Annotated in this window: 4 protein-coding genes; all 4 read left to right on the forward strand. The window is 52.7% G+C overall.

The window, feature by feature from the left end; genetic code table 11:
- On the forward strand, nt 1–1,396 hold a 1,396-nt coding region (tig, locus tag ACIQ0G_RS10935; RefSeq protein ID WP_397577929.1), incomplete at its 5' end, for a trigger factor.
- A gap of 265 nt (nt 1,397–1,661) precedes the next feature.
- Nucleotides 1,662–2,294 carry an ATP-dependent Clp protease proteolytic subunit gene (locus tag ACIQ0G_RS10940; protein WP_183941028.1) on the forward strand — a complete coding sequence of 211 codons (633 nt, stop codon included), beginning with the start codon at nt 1,662–1,664 and terminating at the stop codon, nt 2,292–2,294.
- Between the two features lie 134 nt (nt 2,295–2,428).
- Entirely contained in the window at nt 2,429–3,700 is a 1,272-nt protein-coding gene (gene clpX / locus ACIQ0G_RS10945; RefSeq protein WP_324476879.1) for an ATP-dependent Clp protease ATP-binding subunit ClpX, read from the forward strand.
- Between the two features lie 262 nt (nt 3,701–3,962).
- Nucleotides 3,963–6,156, forward strand: a 2,194-nt coding sequence (locus ACIQ0G_RS10950; RefSeq protein ID WP_397577930.1) for a TonB-dependent receptor, incomplete at its 3' end; no start/stop codon positions are given.

Genomic DNA, 6,156 nt, shown 5'->3' on the forward strand with positions numbered 1-6,156 from the left:
TACCGCGAAAGACGTCGAATCACGCATCGATGCCGAGGTAAAGAAAATCGCGCCTCAGGTGCGTATGCCCGGTTTCCGCGCTGGTAAGGTTCCAGCCAATCTGGTCAAGAAAATGCATAAGGATTCGTTGCTTCAGGACGCGCTGAACAGTTCGATCCAAGAAGGCGTCCAAAAGGCGATTTCGGATAACAAGCTGCGCCCTGCGACTCAGCCGCACGTGCATCTCGACAATGGGTACGAGCCCGGCAAAGACGCGGTTGTTGATTTCCATCTCGAAGTCCTGCCCGCCATTACAGCTCCGTCGATCGATGGCATCACGCTTGAGCGCCTGACGGTTGAAGTCAGCGACGCACAGGTAGACGAATCGATCCTGAAGCTTGCTGAAGGTCAAAAGAGCTTTGAAGCGGCTGACAAGAAATATGCCGCAAAGATGGGCGACAGCGTCGTCATTGACTTTGAAGGCAAGGTTGACGGCGTTCCATTTGAAGGCGGCAAGGGCGAAGGCATGGCCGTTGAGCTCGGCTCAGGCCAGCTGATCCCCGGTTTCGAAGACCAGCTCGTTGGCGTCAAAGCCAATGACGAGAAGGTTTTGAACGTAACCTTCCCCGAAGATTACAATGCCGAAAACCTGAAGGGCAAGGCCGCGACGTTTGACATCGTCGTCACCGAAGTACGCAAGCCAGTCGAAGCGAAAGCGGATGACAATCTTGCCAAGATGTTCGGCCTTGAAGGTATCGACAAGCTGCGTGAACTGATGAAGGTTCAGGTTGAGCAAGAACATAACGGCCTGACCCGCACGTATATGAAGCGCCAGTTGCTTGATCAGCTTGCTTCGGATCATGACTTTGACGTGCCGCCATCGATGGTCGAAGCAGAATTCGAACAAATTTGGGCGCAGTTGGAGCAGGAAGCTGCCCGCGAAGAAGACGCCGAAGCTGCGAAGAAGGAAATGGAAGCCGAGCGCGAAGAGTATCGCGATATCGCCGTCCGCCGCGTTCGCCTTGGTCTGTTGCTTTCCGAAATCGGTCAGGCAAATGGCGTCGAAGTCAGCCAACAGGAAATGAACATGTTGGTGCAGCAAGCTGCGCAGCAATATCGCCCTGAAGACCGTCAGCGTTTTGTGCAGTATCTGCAGGAAAACCCGATGGCAGCGGCCCAGCTGCGTGCGCCAATGTTTGAAGACAAGGTTGTAGATTTCTTGTTCGACAAGGCGACGATCACGGAAAAGACCGTCACCAAGGACGTTCTTGAAGCAGCGATTGAAGCTGAACCAGACGCAAAGCCAGCGGCCAAGAAGAAGGCACCTGCAAAGAAGGCTGCTCCGAAGAAGGACGCGGACGAAGCTAAGCCAGCGGCCAAGAAGGCTCCTGCCAAAAAGGCTGCGCCTAAGAAATAATCGTCCAGTTTTGGATAAACGAAAAGGCCTCGGGATTCCGGGGCCTTTTTGTTTCCGTCGCGTTGATGTGCGTCACATTTGGCTTTTAAATGGCCAGATCATTCAAAATTTAACAACTAATCGATGTCACCCCCCTCAATCGCAGCGCATTTTTGGTGAACTCTCTGTGGATTGCATGCCAGTTTAACCTTTTCCTGCTTGAAACTTTGTCTGCCCGCGCCGATGTAGGCATCAGCGTAAAAACAGAACAGCCCAGAGGTATTTCATGCACGTCCCATTTGATCCGGTACAAGCCCTAGTTCCCGTCGTTATCGAGCAATCGAACCGCGGAGAGCGGAGCTGGGACATCTTTTCGCGCCTTTTGCGCGAGCGGATCATTTTTGTGACGGGTGAAGTCGAGGACAATATGGCGTCGGTTATCACCGCGCAGCTGTTGTTCCTTGAGTCGGACAATCCAAAGAAAGACATTTGGATGTACATCAACTCGCCGGGCGGTGTTGTCACTGCTGGTATGGCGATTCATGACACCATGCAATATATCCGTCCTAAGGTCGGGACAGTGTGCATCGGACAAGCCGCATCGATGGGCAGCTTCCTGTTGGCAGCGGGTGAGCCCGGCATGCGCGTTGCGCTGACCAATTCGCGTATCATGGTCCACCAGCCTTCGGGCGGCGCGCGTGGTATGGCATCCGACATTCAAATTCAGGCGAATGAGATCCTGCGCATTCGCAAGCGTATGAACGATTTGTACGCCAAATATACCGGCAAGCCGTTGAAGGACATTGAAAAAGCGATGGATCGCGACACGTTCCTCGAAGCCGACGAAGCCAAGGCATTTGGTTTGGTGGACGAAGTCTTTGACAAGCGTCCGCTTAATTCTGAGGCAGGTGCAGACTGATTGCGTTAGCAATCGCGTTCAAGCCTTTGCCAAGATGGCACAGCCCATTTTGGGCTATTGCCAAATTGGAACGCATCTTTAGGATGTTGGTTCAATAAAGTACGACCCGTTTCGGCGTGGTAGCAGGACATATTATGACGAAGTTAAGCGGATCCGACACTAAGAGCACCTTATATTGCTCATTCTGTGGAAAATCACAGCACGAAGTCCGCAAGTTGATCGCTGGCCCGACCGTTTTCATCTGTGATGAGTGCGTTGAGCTTTGCAACGACATCATTCGTGAAGAAACCAAGGGAGCGCTTACCGGCCGCAAGGAAGGTGAAGTTCCTACACCGCGTGAAATATGCGAAGTTCTCGACGACTATGTCATTGGTCAACCGCAGGCAAAGCGTGTCCTGTCGGTGGCTGTGCACAACCATTATAAGCGGCTCAACCATGGCGCCAAAGGCGCCGAAGTTGAACTGGCCAAGTCGAACATCCTGCTCGTTGGCCCAACCGGTTGCGGAAAGACCTTGCTTGCCCAGACTTTGGCAAAGACGTTTGACGTGCCATTCACCATGGCCGACGCGACAACCCTGACCGAAGCTGGCTATGTCGGTGAAGATGTTGAAAACATCATCCTGAAGCTGCTGCAGGCGTCCGACTATAATGTCGAAAAGGCGCAGCGCGGCATCGTATATATCGATGAAATCGACAAGATCAGCCGTAAGGCAGAAAATCCCTCCATCACCCGCGACGTCAGCGGTGAGGGCGTTCAGCAGGCGTTGCTGAAGCTGATGGAAGGCACAACCGCAAGTGTGCCTCCGCAGGGCGGGCGTAAGCACCCGCAGCAGGAATTCCTGCAGGTCGATACGACGAATATATTGTTCATCTGTGGCGGCGCGTTCGCTGGGCTTGAAAAGATCATTGCCAATCGTCTTGAAGGCAAGTCGATTGGTTTTGGCGCGCATGTCGCTGATCCTGATGAACGCGGAACGGGTGAAATCCTCAAGCAGGTCGAACCGGAAGATTTGCTGAAATATGGCTTAATCCCGGAGTTCGTAGGTCGTTTGCCGGTCACTGCGACGCTGGAAGATCTGGATATCCCCGCGCTCGTCAAGATCCTGTCGGAACCGAAAAACGCGCTCGTGAAGCAGTATCGCAAGCTGTTCGAGATGGAAGATGTCGGCTTGAGCTTCACCGATGAAGCGTTGGAAGCGGTCGCGAAGAAAGCGATTGAACGCAAGACAGGTGCCCGTGGACTGCGGTCGATCCTGGAGGCGATTTTGCTGGATACGATGTTTGATCTTCCGACCTTTGACGGTGTCGACGAGGTCGTCGTGGACAAGGATGTGGTCGAAGGTCGTAAGACGCCGGTCCTCGTTTACGCAAAATCGGCGAAATCGACCAAAGAGGATGCCGCATAAGCGCATTTTCCACTGACTGTGGCAAACGCGCCACAAGTCTTAACAAAATGTTTTAATAGGCCAATTTACACAGGTTGCTGCACTGCAATAGTTTGCCTGTCCGACGCTGTCGGTTATGGGCGAATCATCTGCGGGGCGGGGTGTCATTTTACTGTCATTCATCGGCCCCAAGGGGATGGCACGGTTCAATTCATACGGACGATTCGAGCGTAATGCTTGGTTGCTTGTGAATTGGCATGTGAAAACCAAAGGGGTTTTAAAAATGAAAATTCGTTATCAGCTTGCGGCAAGTGCGGTTGCACTTACCATTTGCAGCTTTTCAAGCGCTGCATTCGCGCAGTCGACTGGTTCAGTCGATTTCGAAGAAGAAGTAATCGTCGTCTCCGGTTCGCGTTCGCAGGACGTTGCCGGCATTCAGGCACCTGACTCGACCAAGGCAAAGGCCGTTCTTACGCAAGAGCTGATCGAACGTCAGAACCCAGGTCAGACAATCCTCGACACCATCAACGTAATTCCAGGTGTAAGCTTCCAGAACAACGATGCATATGGCTCGTCGGGCGGTACGCTGAACATCCGTGGTTTTGACTCGTCGCGTATCTCGCTGACGTTTGACGGTATCCCGTTGAATGACTCCGGCAACTACGCCATCTATTCGAACCAACAGCTTGACCCTGAATTGATTGAACAGGTCAATGTTAACCTTGGTACGACTGACGTCGACAGCCCTACAGCATCGGCTGTTGGCGGCACCGTCAACTACCGCACTCTGACACCGACTGAAGATTTCGGCGTTAAGGTTTCGGCTTCGCTCGGCGACTTTAACTTTGAGCGCCTGTTTGCCATGATCAACACCGGCAACCTGACGTCGTTCGGTACACGTGCGTTCTTCTCGGCTTCAAAGGCGACCAACGATAACCCGTTCAACAATTACGGCGTCGTCGACAAGCAACAGTATAACGGGAAAATTTACCAGCCAATCGGCAGCGATGGTGACTTCATTGCGATTTCTGGTAGCTACAATGAAAACCGCAACAACTTCTTCGGCTCGCTGCCTTTGCGCAACGACGCCGGCCGTGTTGTAGGTGCCGCTTCGTCCAACCGTTTCCCAGCGAACAATGATGAACGGGAATATCTGATTAACTTCCCTTGCTCGACTACGGTAACCCCAGTTGCGGGTACGGCACAGTCGGCAACATCATGCGGCACGGAATTCGACCGTCGTTTTAACCCGTCAAACACCGGAAGCATCCGTGGTGCGTCGAAATTTAGTTTCGGTGAAAAGCTGACGTTGACCGTCGATCCAAGTTATCAGTACGTAAAGGCAAATGGCGGTGGCACCGTTACTGCACGTGAAGCACCTCGCGACATCGATCCGACTGGTGGCACAGCAGCAAACTGCACTACTGTGGTAAGCGGTGCTGGTGTAAACTGCCAGGCTGGATATCTTGGGGGTTCGCCATTCTTTGGTAAGGATCTGAACGGCGATGGTGATATCCTTGATCAGGTTACCATGATGGCACCAAGCCAGACCCAAACGCATCGTTATGGCGTCATCAGTTCGCTGCGTTATGAAATCAACGATGCGCATTCGGTTCGTCTTGCCTACACCTTTGACCGTGCACGTCACCGTCAGACGGGCGAAGTTGGCTTGTTGGACGTCAATGGTGAGCCATTGGACGTTTTCCCAGTGAATGCCCCGCAAGTTGCAGCCAACGGCGTAACGCTTCAAAAGCGCAATCGTCTGTCCTATGCAATTTTGCAGCAGGTTTCGGGCGAATATCGCGGTGAATATCTGGACAGCAATCTGGTCGTGACCGCCGGTGTTCGTGCACCGTTCTTCAAGCGCGACCTGACCAACTATTGCTTCACCAGCTCAGCTGGTGGCTTTGTTGAGTGCTTCGGCGACGCGAACCAGAACACCCTGAACGCAACGCTCAACCCAACGCAGGCTGGTCCACAAAATCGCGTTTTCAAATATGACAAGATTTTGCCAAATCTAGGCCTCAACTACAAGTTCACGCCTGAATTCAGCATGTTCGCAAGCTTTGCACAGGGCCTTTCGGTTCCAGGTACAGACAGCTTGTACAACGCGTTCTTCTTCCCGATCACGACCGCACGTGCGCGTCCTGCTCCAGAAACGACAGACAGCGTTGATCTTGGCGTTCGTTACCGTTCGGGTAACATCCAGGCACAGCTTTCGGGTTGGTTGACGAAGTTCCAGAATCGTTTGGCTTCGGCTTATGATCCAGAACTGGACCAGAACGTGTATCGTAACCTCGGCAATGTCGACAAATACGGTGTTGATGGTTCGATTTCATATCAGCCAATTCCACAGTTGGCCTTGTATGTATTTGGTTCGTACATGAAGTCGGAAATCAAGAACAACGTAGCTATCGGTGAAAACGCCAACGGTACGCCAGTTTTTGCTGCGACTGCTGGCCAGCGTGAAGGTGGTT

The sequence above is a fragment of the Sphingorhabdus sp. genome, assembly GCF_044354325.1.
Taxonomy (GTDB): Bacteria; Pseudomonadota; Alphaproteobacteria; order Sphingomonadales; family Sphingomonadaceae; genus Sphingorhabdus_B.